Consider the following 12518-nt stretch of genomic DNA (forward strand, 5'->3'; position numbering starts at 1 on the left):
GCGGGGATATTTTTGCGCGTCTTGCGCGCTGAATTGCAAAAGCTTGCAAAAAAAGCCATGACGGAAAAAACAAATAAACAGATCAAAGCAGGAACATGGCCGCAAACCCCACATCCCGCGCCGAAACGATGTTTAAAGTCGCAACCCTTTTGGCGATCGTCTTTGTGATCGTACGCGCGGTGCAGAGCTATCCGTCAATCCAGGATGTCTTTTACAGCGCCGACAACGACGACATGATGCGCCTTCTGTCAGTTCGCGATTGGCTGAATGGTCAAAGCTGGTTTGACATGACGCAGTACCGCGTCCTTCCGCCCGAGGGCATTCCGATGCATTGGTCGCGCTTTGTCGACCTCGGCATTGGCGGCATTATATCGCTGTTTCATCTGTTCATGCCGATGAACCAAGCCGAGAATCTGACGCTTGTGGTCTGGCCCTCGATGCTGCTTGTCGCGATGGTTTTGCTGACCGGCTGCGGCACACGCAAGATTTTGGGGCCCAACGCGGCCAGCGTTGCGATTTTAAGCACGATGGTTTGGCTGCCGCTTTTCAACCGTCATTTTGCGCCGGGGCATATTGACCACCATAATGTGCAGATCCTGATAACCACCATTCTGGCCTATGCGCTGATCTGGCCCGTGCGTCCGCTGCGCGCTGGGCTGATTGGCGGGGCGGCGGCGGCCTGTTCCTTGGTTGTGGGGCTGGAGATGTTGGTGCTGATCGTGCTTGCGGGCGCGATGCTGACCATCCGCGCCAGCTTTTACCGCCCGGGTGCCGGGCGTAAGTTGATCGGGTTTTGCAGCAGCCTGCTGGTGGTCTCTATTCTTGGCTTTCTGGGCCAGACGGCCCCGTCGCACTGGTTTGTGCCCTATTGCGATGCGATGGCCACGCCTGTGCTGTCGCTGATTATGATTTCCGCTGCTGCCTGTATGATCCCGATTGCGGCGGCCCGCTGGCTGCCCTCGCCATGGGCGCGGCTGGCCGCGACCGCAGCGATTGTGCTTGGCGGTCAGTGGCTGTTCTGGTCGCTGATTCAGCCTTGCCTTGCCGGCCCTTACGGCGCGTTGCCGCTCGAGGTGCAAAACCTCATCCGCAACAATATATCCGAGGCCCAGAGCGCGGTGACAGTGTTCCTGCTGCGCCCCTTCCAGTTTTATGCCGAGGTGGCCCCGCAGATCGTCGCTGTCCTCTTTGCGATATCGCTGTGCCTCTTGCGGTTTCGCAAAGCCTCGGGCGCGGAATCCGAGGCGGTTGTTCAGATCATCGCGCTGGTCTTTGTCGGCGTGGTGGGCATGTTCTACCAGGTACGCATGTTAGTGCTGACCGCTGCCGGTTTTCCCTTTCTGGTTGGCTATGTCATCAACTGCCTTATCCAGGGCTGGCAACAAAACCCAAGCCCGCGGCGTGCGGTCTTGATCGGGCTCAGCGCCGGCGTGATCCTGATGCCAGCCGATATCTATTGGAACGGGCGGGCGATCTCGCGCATGGTCACGGGCCTCGACGCAGACGGTGCCCAGGTGAACAAGATGCTCGACGATCGGTGCCGCACTAAGGCGGTCATGCAAGAGCTTGATCAACTTCCCAAGGCGCGCATCCTGACGCGGCTCAACTTCGGCGCGCCCCTGATCAGCCTGACGCATCACTACGCGCTGACCGCACCCTATCACCGCAGCGCTGACGCCTTTTGGAATGGCGAGTTCGCTTTCTACACCGAGGCAAATATGGAAAAGGCCTTGGCCAAGACCGGCGCGAACTATGTGGTGCTGTGCCGCGATGCGTCTTATGGCACCTATGAAGCGGTGCCAAAGGCGCTGTTGGCCGGAAAAACGGTCGCGGGCCTGCGCCAGATCGACTTTCCAGGCAAGGATTTCGCGGTTTTCGAGGTGATCGCTAATCCGACTGCGGCCTCGCAATGAATTGGCGGGCGCTGAGCCAGAGCAGCCTTCTGCGCTTTCTCTTCGTCGGGGGCAGCTTCAGCCTGATCTATTCCTTTGTCACCGCAGGGCTGATCCGCTTTGCAGCAACCCCGGCCTTTGCAACATCGGTGGCGGTCTATATCCTGTGTATTCCCTTGGCCTTCCTGTCGCACAAGCACTTTGCCTTTGGCGCTGAGACGACACACAAATCGGCCTTTGTGCTCTATACCCTGACCCAGATCGCCAGCCTGAGCGCGGTCTCTTTCATCACCACGCGGCTGGTATCTCATCGGTTCTGGCTCGATGTCGGGTTGTTTTTGATCACCTCGGCCTCGGCCGCAGTAGCAAGCTTTGTCATCAACCGCTTTGTGATTTTCGCAGGCCAAGGAAAAAGATGAAGAAACCCTGAGTCTTCTGCTCAAAACAACAGGGCCGCAAAGCGCAGCCCCTCTACGTCGAGGAAGTTCTGATGATGGCCGGAGTTGTTTGAGGCCATAGCGCGGCATTGGCCTTCTACCTAGGTGCTATCTGGCTTGTTCTTCAGGTCCGACGTGCGCAGTATCGAGAAGCCTTTTTGGGCCAAACCTTCCCCGAATATGCCGATTCCGCCGCCCGCGTGCCCATGCTTATTCTTGGCCTTCGCCTCGACCGGCAGCTAAGGGCCAATCGTGTCTGACCAGTGAGATTCACAAGATGGGCGGTAAGCAGCCTGACGGCGTCTCGGCAGAGCAGATACAGCATCAAGCTGGAGCGGTTGTTTGCCAACCGTGCAACATTTCCGGCTTTGATCATCAGGCGGAGCGGAAAACGGCCTGACCGAGGCGCGGCATGACGACCGCAGCAACGTCGAACTGCGGCCATTCGTTCGCGCCGCAACGACCGGCCCGCCGAGTGATCTTGGAGATTTCCCTAAGGCCATTGCGCAAGTTTTGATAGCAGAATGGAGAACAGCCTTTGCTGGTCCACTTGCATCATGACGAGGCAATTTCCATGCGGGTCGATGTTTGCCATTGATCGTCCAAACTGCGGTCCGGGCTCGGTCACGATTCTGACCCGACTTTGTGTTCCCGAAAAAATAGACGGTTCGATCAACCACGCAACGACGCACGGGTCGTGCAAATGCTGATCCCCCTTGGCATATGCGGTCAACAGCCGTTCTACGATGTCGGAGCAGACGTTTCCGTTCTGCCGTAGGCGTGCTAAATGGAGTTCCTCGATCCGGGTCTGTTGCGTCACATCCAAACCGAACATCACCAGTTGTGCCCCGGATTGTAGCACAATCTCGGCGGCATGTGGGTCAACCATGAAATTGAACTCGGCGAAATCGTTCATATTGCCTGGGCAATAAGCGGCCCCGCCCATAAAGACGATGGAGCGCAGCTTTTTCCCCAATAGCGAGTCAAACAGCAGCGCCACCGCCACATTCGTCAGCGGTCCAATGGCGCACACCACCACCTCGCCGGGGTATTTCTCGACCTGTTGCCGGATAAAATCGACCGCATGGGTCTTGGTTTCTGGGAAATCATCGGGCAGCGGCAGACCAATATCGCCCAAGCCATCCACCCCATGCACCGAGGCGGCAAGATCTGCTGGCGCAAGGATTGGACGCGAAATGCCTCGCAGCACCGGGATATCCAGCCGACCCGCCGCCGCACAAATCCGCTGCGCGTTGCGGTATGTCTTGTCCAGCCCGACATTGCCTTTGACGCAGGTAATGCCAAGTACCTCGATATCATCGCGCGCAGCCAACGCCAGAAAGATCGCGACGGCATCATCTATACCCGGATCACAATCTATGATGATCTTTTGCAACGTGCGGCCTTTCTGGATTTTGGCCCGTTTCGTCGCGCCATCCTGTGCAGATTTCGACACTTTGCGCCGAAACGAAAGCATGCAGTTGCGGCTTTTGACTTATATTTTCTAAGTCAGGCTAAGATTTTGCCAACTTGTCGAAGCCTGCGTCTTTAGGGTCAGGACCTATTGATTTTGCAACGCAGCCGTGATTCAGGCTCCGCAAGGAGACTGAGCAATGAGCAACCTTTACTGGCTGACGGACGAGCAGATGGCTCGACTTAAACCCTTCTTTCCCAAGAGCCACGGGGTGCCGCGTGTCGATGATCGTCGGGTCTTGAGCGGCATTATCTTCATCAATCGCAATGGCTTGCGTTGGTCTGACGCGCCGAAGGAATACGGCCCGGCGAAGACGCTTTACAACCGTTGGAAGCGATGGGGCGACATGGGCGTCTTTGCCCGGATGATGGAAGGGTTGGCCTCCGAGGCGGCGGTCCCGAAGACGGTGATGATCGACGCGACCTATCTCAAGGCGCACCGCACGGCTTCAAGCCTTGGGGTGAAAAAGGGGGGCGCGGTCGTCTGATTGGCCGGACCAAAGGTGGCATGAATACCAAACTGCATGCCGTCACTGACGAAAACGGCCGACCGATCCGCTTCTTCATGACCGCAGGTCAGGTCAGCGATTACACCGGCGCTGCGGCCTTACTGGGCAGCTTACCCAAAGCGACGTGGCTGCTGGCTGACCGGGGTTATGACGCCGACTGGTTCCGAGACGCCCTGAAAAACAAGGGGATCACGCCTTGCATCCCCGGCCGGAAGTCACGCGCGAAGCCTGTCAAATACGATAAACGCCGATACAAACGCCGCAATCGGATTGAGATCATGTTTGGCCGTCTCAAAGACTGGCGGCGGGTGGCAACACGTTACGACAGATGCCCAAAAGTCTTCCTCTCCGCCGTCGCTCTCGCCGCAACCGTCTTGTTCTGGCTTTGACGATCAATGAGTCTGGACCCTAGCTTGCCGTTATGGAATTTGACGTTCTGGCGCAGTTTGAACGTCCAGACTGTGCCATCGCTGTTTGGTGCCCAGCTTTCTGCCAGCAGCGGCACAGCCGACAAATCCGGTGCCGAAAGCACGAGCGCCTCTGCGAATTGCGACAAGATGGTCACGCCGCCGGGATCCGCAATCGTCACCGGATTGATCGCCCCCGCAGGCACAATATGACCAAAGCGTATGGTGCCGCCCGGCGTGCCAGCGCGGGCAGCAACCGGGGCAAGGCCGAAGCCCAACGCACCCGAAATCCCACCCAGCAGGGGTGCCGACAGGCCAAGCACCGAGCCATAGCGCAGAAACTCGCGACGGCTGACCGCCTCGCGCACCACACCGTCAATCAGATGGTTCTCGTGTTCGTTGCGTCCACGACGCAAAATATCCAGCAATTTGTGATTGATTGTCATATTTGTCTCTCTGGCTGTTGGGGAATGCGCCATCTGGCGTGGCTTTTTGCAGTTCAGGGGCGGGATCGGCTGATACATGGCTTGAGACCGATCAGGAGGGCACCCAGCATCGACTCGGCTGCATTGCGCAACATGCATGACTCAATCGCTGTCAACATAGAGTATTGCGGCATCAGAGTCCTTGGTTTTGGGTAAGCAAGCGTCGCTAGGGTCCAGACTCATTGATCGTCAAAGCCAGAACAAGACGGTTGCGGCGAGAGCGACGGCGGAGAGGAAGACTTTTGGGCATCTGTCGTAACGTGTTGCCACCCGCCGCCAGTCTTTGAGACGGCCAAACATGATCTCAATCCGATTGCGGCGTTTGTATCGGCGTTTATCGTATTTGACAGGCTTCGCGCGTGACTTCCGGCCGGGGATGCAAGGCGTGATCCCCTTGTTTTTCAGGGCGTCTCGGAACCAGTCGGCGTCATAACCCCGGTCAGCCAGCAGCCACGTCGCTTTGGGTAAGCTGCCCAGTAAGGCCGCAGCGCCGGTGTAATCGCTGACCTGACCTGCGGTCATGAAGAAGCGGATCGGTCGGCCGTTTTCGTCAGTGACGGCATGCAGTTTGGTATTCATGCCACCTTTGGTCCGGCCAATCAGACGACCGCGCCCCCCTTTTTCACCCCAAGGCTTGAAGCCGTGCGGTGCGCCTTGAGATAGGTCGCGTCGATCATCACCGTCTTCGGGACCGCCGCCTCGGAGGCCAACCCTTCCATCATCCGGGCAAAGACGCCCATGTCGCCCCATCGCTTCCAACGGTTGTAAAGCGTCTTCGCCGGGCCGTATTCCTTCGGCGCGTCAGACCAACGCAAGCCATTGCGATTGATGAAGATAATGCCGCTCAAGACCCGACGATCATCGACACGCGGCACCCCGTGGCTCTTGGGAAAGAAGGGTTTAAGTCGAGCCATCTGCTCGTCCGTCAGCCAGTAAAGGTTGCTCATTGCTCAGTCTCCTTGCGGAGCCTGAATCACGGCTGCGTTGCAAAATCAATAGGTCCTGACCCTAGTCGCGGCTGAAATCGAATGGCCCGATGAGATTTGGGCAGAGGCTGATTTCGAAGGCGGCTTTGGCATTTATCGCACTTCGTTTTTCGCGACGGTAGATCAGCCCTGCGCCCATGCACGCTTTGTGCATCACGGCGTCCATGAGAGCCTTAAGAAATACCATGCTGCAATGATCGCATCCGGCCAACTGCTGACTGCTTCAGATCATACCGCTGCCGTAGAGAAGGCGGTGGAGGCGGCTTTGCGTGAACATACAGGCCGCGAAGAAACCGGCGAAAGCATCACCGAGAAGTATTTGCGCCGCTACCCCATATCCAAAAAGGCGCGGGCTTGGGAATGCGCAATGGTTCACCTGCGCACGCAAAACGGCATCTGGAAACCGGACGGGCACGGCTACACCCTGCACTTTTCCGAGGCGTGGATTTTACCACTGGCTGAAGCAAGGCGCATCGTATCCGGCATTTATGAAGATCACGGAGGGACATATTACCGCGCTTCTGCCGCCGCCATCCACGCCCGCACGAAAGGGGGTGCGCTGTGAGTGCGCCTGTATCCCTTGATCTTGAAACTGAGGTGCGGGAATTATTTTACGCCAAGCTGCGAGAATTTGCGGCGTTCTGCGCGGAAAATTGGAAACTCACAGATAAGGATTTGGCGGAAATTACCGTTCCGACAGATCACCCCACGGAATACCAAAAAGGCTACAACGCCGCGATAACAGACGGGCTTTCCGGCGCGTTGGATTGCTGGCTTGATGAGATTGGATATGCCCGATGACCCCCCCACAGACCGCTGCGCTTCCACCACTCGCTCTCTCGATACGCCAGCCGTGGGCTTGGGCGATCATCAACGCCGGGAAAGATATCGAGAACCGCTCTTGGGCGACCAAGCAACGCGGGCCGATCTGCATCCACGCCGCCAAGGGCATGACAAACGGTGAATGGGGTGACGCTATGGATTTCATAGACGACACACTGCCAATGTCGATGGTGGATCGCATGATGCGGCGGGACGCAACCAGAGGCGTTGACGCCTATCGCGGCGGCATCATCGGCACCGCTGAAATCGTGGATTGCGTCGAGGCCAGCACAAGCCCGTGGTTTCAGGGTCGCTATGGCTTCGTGCTGCGCAACGTGCAGCCGGTCGATTTCACCCCGGTCAAAGGGGCTTTGGGTTTCTTCGACTGGCGCAACAATCTGGTGGTGACATGAGCGATTTAGCACTCTCTTTGCGCGGCGAAATCATAGATGGCACGCGGCGCCATAGCCTGCCCACTGACATGCACGGCATGTTGTCGGTTCGCACAGGGGACAACACCATCGCAACCGGCAAGCCAATTAGGAAAGAGAGAATGATACCATGAGCAAAGAGTTTGATCGCCGTCGCGATATTGAGGCAGAGGGCCAGCGGGCAGCGGTATTCCATAACCGCGTGCCGCACATCGAGTTTACGGAGGTTGTTTTTAAGGAAGTCGCGCCTCATGGCGTGGATTGGCGCACAGGCCAGCACTTGAGCAAACAGGTGCGGAATGACGGCGATGATACACGCATACGCGCCGTCGAGGTGGTGACGCTGGCCCGGCTGCTGGTGATGCTGCAAGACACAAATGGCGCGCGCGATGCGGACAATCTCGCCTTGGCGCGGGCGGGGAAGATCATCGCAGAGATCATAGGCAAGCCTGTGCTGATGGATCGGCTGGATGCTGGCATGGTGAGGTGATGCCCATTCGTGAGGAAAACAAGGCGCGCTATCCGAAGGACTGGCCGGAAATTTCCCAGCGAATCCGTGATCAGGCGGGACAGAAGTGCGAGAAATGTGGGTGTCCCAACGGTCAACTCATTCGGCGCGGGGTAAGCGCCGCTGGCCCGATCTGGCGTCTCGACTCGGATACCGTTTACATGGACGGGTTCAGCGCCGAGACGGGGGCTATGGTGCCTGACACCAACGAGGATGCGGTTTCCTATGCTCGTCCAGTCAAGGTGATACTGACCGTCGCGCACCTCGATCACACGCCGGAAAACTGCGCAGACGACAACCTGAAAGCGTGGTGCCAGCGGTGCCACAACATCTACGACATGCCCATGCGCAGGGCTGGCATCGCCGCCCGCGCGCGGGATCGTGCCGCTGTCAGCGATCTGTTCAGCGCAGCAGGGCCACCGACCCACGACACTAAACCGGGAAAGCAAGGAGAACCCCATGCCAGAAGTTAAATCCAAAATGTTCAGCCACGTCGATTACAAGGACGGGACTTTGACCGTCACTCTGCACGGCGGTAAAACCTACCACCACGACAATGTGCCCCCTGAAACCCATAAGAAGATGATGGCGGCAGAGTCGGCGGGCCGGTTCTATAATGCCAGCATCAAGGCAGCATACCCCCATCGCAAGCCGAAGAAATAGCGTGCTTGCCAACGGTGAGTGTTCTCTATAAGTTCCAGAAATCCCAAAGTGCCAAGGTCTGATAGAAGCGCCGTTGAAAAGCGCAGATTGCAGCCCGAAAGCAACAGGCGGATGCCGTGGACGGAAGGCGTATGCCGTGACAGACCGGAGAGACGGTCAACTGTTGTCGGGGTGGCGCAGCCGGATAGCGCGTCGGGGTCATATCCCGAAGGTCGCAGGTTCAAATCCTGCCCCCGCAACCAAATCCTTCAGAGCGCGATAGATTGCACGATTGCGGCTAGCTTCTCCGGGCTGGCCCCTTGGCCATAGCGTTCCCGGCTCAACGCATGGCCCATCAGGTCGCGCCTGATGCGTTCATCGACCCCACGGTCAAGCAAGCGGTCCTCGAAGCTGTGGCGCAGCCCGTAGAGGCTATGCGCCTCGGTTTGCATCAGCCCGTTCTCGCGCAAATACTTGTTCACCGTGGCCGAGAGCCCGGCCTTGCCCGCATAGCGCGGGAATCCACCTGGACTCGCCCTGAAGGCTTCCAAGCTGACGCCCGCCAGCGGGATGATCCGGCGCGATGATGCGTTCTTAAGCGTGCGGCCGACCGGCTCGATGCTGATGTGCGGGAGGTTGGTGTCGAGCCTTATGTCGACGGCGCGCAGCCCTTGCGCCTCGCTGGGGCGGTATCCCGTGTTGACCATGCCCAGAAGGATGCACCGCGCCTCGGTGTTCAGCCCATCCAGTGCGCCGGGCGCAAGGATTTTCTCTTTGATCCAAGTCTCACTGAACGGCGCGCGGGAAACCTTGTCGGGATCGGCAAAGTTGAGGCCGTCGAGCGGCAGTTGCAGGCCGAGCCGCTTCATCTTGTTCACCAGCCGCAGGGTCGAAGCGATGTAGGCGAAGTCTTTGTTGGCGCTGTTCGGCGTCAGTTCTTCATCTGTGATCTTGGCCCACCACCAATCGCGGAAACCAAGCATGTCGTCGGCGGTAAGATCGTTGAGCGCGGCATCGCCGGTATGGTCGATCAGGTTCTTGAAGGCCTTCTTGCGCGGGTTTTGCGCGCGCCTGATCTGGTCCTCGCTTTTGCCCTGTTCTTTGTCCTGCGCGATCTGCCAGTAGATTTGCAGCGCGCGGCTCAGTGTGACCTTGGGCGGCTGTGCGGTGCCAAGGATGCCGGGCATCAGGGCGGGGTTGATTTCACCAGCCGGGGTCAAGGTGGCCTCGATCCGAGACACGATTTCATCCATCGGAAGCTGCGCGATTCTGTCCGAGGACATGAAGCGGAAGCCGTGCGCCCGTGCCACCTCTTTTGCGGCATCATAGCGGGCGTTGTCGTCGTCCAGCGTGGAGCCGTTCAGCATCGCCTCCCAGCGCAGAAGTGCTTGATCCCATGCGGTAAGTGATCGGCGCGAGGCTGTGATTGCACTGTCTGTTTTCAGGCTGATCCAGACCTGCTTGCGCGGCTCGGCGCCAGCGTATCGCCGGGGAGTCGCCCGTTTCAAATAGAAGAATTTGCCGCGCTGAATGATCGTCATGGGCCATGCTTGCCGCAGTATCGGCCAACCAGCAAGCGATTATTGCTACCGAAAACGGCGGGTGAAGTGGTAGCAAAAACGGTAGCAAATATGGCGGATACGATACCTATCCAGCAGAAAAAGCGCGCAAAAGCCTTGTTTTGCTGGGCTCGTATATATCGGATGGGATACAATCTGGCGGAGAGACAGGGATTCGAACCCTGGGTCGGCGCAAACCGACAACGGTTTTCGAGACCGCCGCATTCGACCACTCTGCCACCTCTCCGCGGTAGGGATCGTGGCGGGGATTTAGCGGGGTCGCGCGGGGCTTGCAACCCCGATTTCATCGCGGTGCGCAAAGACTTTGCGGACTGGCCCTGTCATTGGCGCTTTCTTGCGTCGGGCAAGTGGTCTTGCACTCTGACCTTGCGGGTCGGCGGGTGTGACAAGCAAAGCCCCGCTTGCTCACCAATCCGTGTCCGCCGCACCCTTGGCAGTCCTGCTGCAACACCGTAGCTATGGCCGCAATCCGCCGTGAAAGGCCCGTTATGCTGCGCCCCCTCCTGCTCTCGCTTTGCCTTGCCCTTCCTGCCACTGTGCTGCCATCCTACGCGCAGACGCAGGCCATCCAGCCCGATATCTCAACCCTCACCCAGACCCTCAAGATCGACGCCCTGATCGCAGTGATGCGCACCGAGGGCCTCGCCAATGGCAAGGATATGGAGGCGGATCTGTTCCCCGGCCAAGATGGGGCCGCTTGGGACGTCGTGGTCAGCCGCGTCTATGACACCACGCGCCTGCACCAGATCTTCGACACAGCCCTGACCACAGCGCTGGAAAACGATCCCGCCACCCAGAACGCCATGCGCGCGTTCTTCGGTACCCCGCTCGGTCAGCACATTCTGGCGCTGGAGATTGATGCCCGCAAAACCCTGCTCGATGACAAGGCCACCGAGGCCGCCGCCAAACTCTGGGGCAAGGCGCTGAACGCCAAAACCCACCGTGCAAAACAAATCAACCGCTTTGCCGAGATCAACGATCTCGTGGAATCAAACGTCATGGGCGCTTTGAACGGCAATCTGGCCTTCTACCGTGGCATGAACGCGGCCGGAGCCTTCCCCGAACCGATGCCCGAAGATGATATGCTGGCGGAAGTCTGGTCGCAGGAAGCCGATGTGCGCCGCGATACCACCGAATGGCTGTTCCCGTTCCTGATGCTGGCCTACCAACCGCTCAGCGACAAAGAGCTTGGCAAATACATCGCCTTCTCAGAAACCCCCGCCGGGCAAAAAGCCAACCGGGCGATGTTCACAGCCTTTGACGCGATGTTCGTGCAAGTCTCGAAAGAACTCGGCCAATCGGCGGGGCGTCTGATGGCAGGGCAAGACATCTAACCGCCGCTTGACACCACGCCCGACCCGCAGCATAAGCGCGCATCCCGGCGAGGTGCGAATCTCGTCGGGTCTTTAATTCATGACGCCCATAGGGGCGCGCTGTCCGAGGCGGGGAAACCCAAAACTCCTTAACCGGGGCCACAAGACGCGGAGCAAGAAAAGGAAAGACCCATGTTCGCGGTCCTCAAGACAGGCGGCAAGCAGTATAAAGTGCAGGCGGGTGACGTTCTGCGCGTTGAAAAGCTTGATGCCGTTGCTGGTCAAAAGATCCAGTTCAACGAAATTCTGATGGTTGGCGGCGAAAGCCTGACCATTGGCGTGCCTTTCGTGGCAGGCGCTGCCGTGCAAGCCGAAGTGATCGACCAGATCAAAGGCGAAAAGGTCATCCATTTCGTCAAACGCCGTCGTAAGCATTCGTCGCAGCGCACCAAAGGCCACCGTCAGCACCTGACGCTGGTTCGCGTGCTGGACGTGCTGGCTGCTGGCGCTGACGCCACTGGTGTCGCAGCTGCAACCGGCACCGCCGATGCACGTCGCGCGGCCCATAACAACGCTCCGGCACCTGTTGTCGAAGCGCCTGCAAAACCGAAGCGCGCTGCTAAAGCCGCTGCTGCGAAGGAGTAATACCTCATGGCACACAAAAAAGCAGGCGGCTCATCCCGCAACGGCCGCGACTCGGCTGGCCGTCGTCTTGGCGTGAAACTGTTCGGTGGCCAAGTCGCCATTCCGGGCAACATCATCGTGCGTCAACGCGGCACCACTTGGTTCCCCGGTGAAGGCGTTGGCATGGGCGTCGATCACACCCTGTTCGCCAAGGTTGAGGGTCATGTCACCTTCAAAAAAGGCTTCAAGGGCCGCACCTTTATTTCTGTGCTTCCGGCAGCGAAAGCCGCAGAATAAGCCGAACCTTTACAATTAGATTGTAAACGGGGGATCGGCCGAAAGGCCGGTCCCCTTCCTTATTTCCGCCATCGGAATGGGGTTTATTCAGGGTTTGCGCCCAAGATGGCTT

The 12518-nt window shown here is 58.5% G+C and carries 16 protein-coding genes and 2 tRNA genes; 13 read left to right on the forward strand and 5 right to left on the reverse strand.

The window, feature by feature from the left end:
* Positions 1-128: 128 nt before the first annotated feature.
* On the forward strand, positions 129-1913 hold the full coding sequence (locus tag ACS5RD_RS08145; RefSeq protein ID WP_489930762.1) for a hypothetical protein: 1785 nt from the start codon (positions 129-131) through the stop codon (positions 1911-1913).
* Positions 1910-2311 carry a GtrA domain-containing protein gene (locus ACS5RD_RS08150; protein WP_054005367.1) on the forward strand — a complete coding sequence of 134 codons (402 nt, stop codon included), beginning with the start codon at positions 1910-1912 and terminating at the stop codon, positions 2309-2311. The genes ACS5RD_RS08145 and ACS5RD_RS08150 overlap by 4 nt, the downstream gene beginning before the upstream one ends.
* A gap of 511 nt (positions 2312-2822) precedes the next feature.
* Here the strand turns inward: ACS5RD_RS08150 and ACS5RD_RS08155 are convergent.
* On the reverse strand, positions 2823-3806 hold the full coding sequence (locus ACS5RD_RS08155; protein ID WP_489930763.1) for a nucleoside hydrolase: 984 nt from the start codon (positions 3804-3806) through the stop codon (positions 2823-2825).
* A gap of 136 nt (positions 3807-3942) precedes the next feature.
* Between ACS5RD_RS08155 and ACS5RD_RS08160 the strand changes: the two genes are divergently transcribed.
* A protein-coding gene (locus tag ACS5RD_RS08160) for an IS5 family transposase (RefSeq protein ID WP_489927796.1) occupies positions 3943-4700 on the forward strand; the annotation gives its coding sequence in 2 pieces (ribosomal slippage) (positions 3943-4261 and positions 4261-4700; 759 coding nt in all).
* On the opposite strand, the gene ACS5RD_RS08165 is transcribed toward ACS5RD_RS08160, so the two are convergent.
* Both ACS5RD_RS08165 and ACS5RD_RS08170 read right to left on the reverse strand, forming a co-directional pair.
* A complete protein-coding gene (locus ACS5RD_RS08165) occupies positions 4631-5164 on the reverse strand; it encodes an ABC transporter substrate-binding protein (RefSeq protein ID WP_489930764.1) in 534 nt (177 codons plus the stop codon). The genes ACS5RD_RS08160 and ACS5RD_RS08165 overlap by 70 nt on opposite strands.
* A 228-nt stretch (positions 5165-5392) precedes the next feature.
* Positions 5393-6150 (reverse strand): IS5 family transposase gene (locus ACS5RD_RS08170; RefSeq protein WP_489927796.1). Its coding sequence is split into 2 segments (ribosomal slippage): positions 5393-5832 and positions 5832-6150, totalling 759 coding nucleotides; the frame shifts between segments, so codons are not numbered across the junction.
* 232 nt (positions 6151-6382) lie between these two features.
* Between ACS5RD_RS08170 and ACS5RD_RS08175 the strand changes: the two genes are divergently transcribed.
* The 7 genes from ACS5RD_RS08175 (at position 6383) to ACS5RD_RS08205 (ending at position 8855) form a co-directional block, all read left to right on the forward strand.
* On the forward strand, positions 6383-6754 hold the full coding sequence (locus ACS5RD_RS08175) for a hypothetical protein (protein ID WP_489930765.1): 372 nt from the start codon (positions 6383-6385) through the stop codon (positions 6752-6754).
* On the forward strand, positions 6751-6990 hold the full coding sequence (locus ACS5RD_RS08180; RefSeq protein ID WP_489930766.1) for a hypothetical protein: 240 nt from the start codon (positions 6751-6753) through the stop codon (positions 6988-6990). The genes ACS5RD_RS08175 and ACS5RD_RS08180 overlap by 4 nt, the downstream gene beginning before the upstream one ends.
* Positions 6987-7424: an ASCH domain-containing protein gene (locus ACS5RD_RS08185; RefSeq protein WP_489930767.1), complete on the forward strand. Its 438-nt coding sequence runs from the start codon at positions 6987-6989 to the stop codon at positions 7422-7424. The genes ACS5RD_RS08180 and ACS5RD_RS08185 overlap by 4 nt, the downstream gene beginning before the upstream one ends.
* A 148-nt stretch (positions 7425-7572) precedes the next feature.
* Positions 7573-7932: a hypothetical protein gene (locus tag ACS5RD_RS08190; protein WP_489930768.1), complete on the forward strand. Its 360-nt coding sequence runs from the start codon at positions 7573-7575 to the stop codon at positions 7930-7932.
* Entirely contained in the window at positions 7932-8423 is a 492-nt protein-coding gene (locus ACS5RD_RS08195) for a hypothetical protein (protein ID WP_489930769.1), read from the forward strand. The genes ACS5RD_RS08190 and ACS5RD_RS08195 overlap by 1 nt, the downstream gene beginning before the upstream one ends.
* On the forward strand, positions 8410-8613 hold the full coding sequence (locus ACS5RD_RS08200) for a KTSC domain-containing protein (protein WP_489930770.1): 204 nt from the start codon (positions 8410-8412) through the stop codon (positions 8611-8613). The genes ACS5RD_RS08195 and ACS5RD_RS08200 overlap by 14 nt, the downstream gene beginning before the upstream one ends.
* Before the next feature lie 164 nt (positions 8614-8777).
* A tRNA-Met gene (locus ACS5RD_RS08205) sits at positions 8778-8855 on the forward strand.
* Positions 8856-8861: 6 nt separating this feature from the next.
* Here the strand turns inward: ACS5RD_RS08205 and ACS5RD_RS08210 are convergent.
* Together ACS5RD_RS08210 and ACS5RD_RS08215 are read right to left on the reverse strand one after the other, a co-directional pair.
* Positions 8862-10133: a tyrosine-type recombinase/integrase gene (locus tag ACS5RD_RS08210; protein ID WP_489930771.1), complete on the reverse strand. Its 1272-nt coding sequence runs from the start codon at positions 10131-10133 to the stop codon at positions 8862-8864.
* 175 nt (positions 10134-10308) lie between these two features.
* Positions 10309-10398 (reverse strand) — tRNA-Ser (locus tag ACS5RD_RS08215).
* A 262-nt stretch (positions 10399-10660) separates the two neighbouring features.
* On the opposite strand from ACS5RD_RS08215, the gene ACS5RD_RS08220 reads away from it, so the two are divergent.
* The 3 genes from ACS5RD_RS08220 (at position 10661) to rpmA (ending at position 12406) form a co-directional block, all read left to right on the forward strand.
* The gene (locus ACS5RD_RS08220; RefSeq protein ID WP_489930772.1) at positions 10661-11506 is read left to right on the forward strand and encodes a hypothetical protein; all 846 of its coding nucleotides are present in this window, start codon (positions 10661-10663) and stop codon (positions 11504-11506) included.
* 171 nt (positions 11507-11677) lie between these two features.
* Positions 11678-12130, forward strand: coding sequence for a 50S ribosomal protein L21 (gene rplU, locus ACS5RD_RS08225; RefSeq protein WP_489930773.1), 453 nt, complete (start codon positions 11678-11680; stop codon positions 12128-12130).
* A gap of 6 nt (positions 12131-12136) precedes the next feature.
* Complete coding sequence (gene rpmA / locus ACS5RD_RS08230; RefSeq protein WP_054009148.1) at positions 12137-12406, forward strand: 50S ribosomal protein L27; 270 nt, start codon at positions 12137-12139, stop codon at positions 12404-12406.
* Positions 12407-12518 lie beyond the last annotated feature (112 nt).

It is taken from the genome of Cypionkella sp. PAMC25878 (genome assembly GCF_058135695.1).

Excerpts from the sequence above, each read along its gene's own strand:
- ACS5RD_RS08145 (WP_489930762.1), top strand. The coding sequence starts at position 129 with ATGTTTAAAGTCGCAACCCTTTTGGCGATCGTCTTTGTGATCGTACGC.
- ACS5RD_RS08150 (WP_054005367.1), top strand. The coding sequence starts at position 1,910 with ATGAATTGGCGGGCGCTGAGCCAGAGCAGCCTTCTGCGCTTTCTCTTC.
- ACS5RD_RS08155 (WP_489930763.1), bottom strand. The coding sequence starts at position 3,806 with ATGCTTTCGTTTCGGCGCAAAGTGTCGAAATCTGCACAGGATGGCGCG.
- ACS5RD_RS08165 (WP_489930764.1), bottom strand. The coding sequence starts at position 5,164 with ATGACAATCAATCACAAATTGCTGGATATTTTGCGTCGTGGACGCAAC.
- ACS5RD_RS08175 (WP_489930765.1), top strand. The coding sequence starts at position 6,383 with ATGATCGCATCCGGCCAACTGCTGACTGCTTCAGATCATACCGCTGCC.
- ACS5RD_RS08185 (WP_489930767.1), top strand. The coding sequence starts at position 6,987 with ATGACCCCCCCACAGACCGCTGCGCTTCCACCACTCGCTCTCTCGATA.
- ACS5RD_RS08190 (WP_489930768.1), top strand. The coding sequence starts at position 7,573 with ATGAGCAAAGAGTTTGATCGCCGTCGCGATATTGAGGCAGAGGGCCAG.
- ACS5RD_RS08195 (WP_489930769.1), top strand. The coding sequence starts at position 7,932 with ATGCCCATTCGTGAGGAAAACAAGGCGCGCTATCCGAAGGACTGGCCG.
- ACS5RD_RS08200 (WP_489930770.1), top strand. The coding sequence starts at position 8,410 with ATGCCAGAAGTTAAATCCAAAATGTTCAGCCACGTCGATTACAAGGAC.
- ACS5RD_RS08210 (WP_489930771.1), bottom strand. The coding sequence starts at position 10,133 with ATGACGATCATTCAGCGCGGCAAATTCTTCTATTTGAAACGGGCGACT.
- ACS5RD_RS08220 (WP_489930772.1), top strand. The coding sequence starts at position 10,661 with ATGCTGCGCCCCCTCCTGCTCTCGCTTTGCCTTGCCCTTCCTGCCACT.
- rplU (WP_489930773.1), top strand. The coding sequence starts at position 11,678 with ATGTTCGCGGTCCTCAAGACAGGCGGCAAGCAGTATAAAGTGCAGGCG.
- rpmA (WP_054009148.1), top strand. The coding sequence starts at position 12,137 with ATGGCACACAAAAAAGCAGGCGGCTCATCCCGCAACGGCCGCGACTCG.